This window comes from Pseudomonas sp. MD330_10 (assembly GCF_042610415.1).
Lineage (GTDB): Bacteria > Pseudomonadota > Gammaproteobacteria > Pseudomonadales > Pseudomonadaceae > Aquipseudomonas > Aquipseudomonas rhodesiae.
The window spans coordinates 1-355 of sequence record NZ_JBHGZU010000056.1 but is presented as its reverse complement, the minus strand read 5'-3'; the positions used below and the strand labels follow the sequence as shown (position 1 = coordinate 355).

At 56.3% G+C, this 355-nt stretch carries 1 protein-coding gene; it reads left to right on the top strand.

Annotation, left to right across the window (positions count from 1 at the left end; all coding sequences use genetic code 11):
• Positions 1–302: GMC family oxidoreductase (locus ACFZPT_RS26590; RefSeq protein WP_379559111.1), on the top strand; the 302-nt coding region annotated here is incomplete at its 5' end.
• Positions 303–355 lie beyond the last annotated feature (53 nt).

The window sequence follows — 355 nt, the reverse complement described above, 5'->3', positions numbered from 1 at the left end:
CCAAGTCCGTCAAACCGCTGCATCACGATGCACGCTATGTGAAAACCCTGGCCGAAGCCCGCACGCTGATAGAGGGCCTCAACCTGAAACTGCACCGCACCTGCCTGGGCATCGCCCACGTGATGGGCGGTTGCGCCATGGGTGAAGACCCCAAAATGGCCGTGGACGACAGCCTTGGCCGTCATCACCAATTGCGCAATCTGTCCATCCACGATGGCTCATTATTCCCCACCTGCATCGGGGCGAACCCGCAATTGTCGGTGTATGGATTGACCGCGAAACTGGCGAATTCATTGGCCTAACGTCTGAAAACGGCGTGAAAACACCTAGGATTCACGGCATTTATCTACGTAAG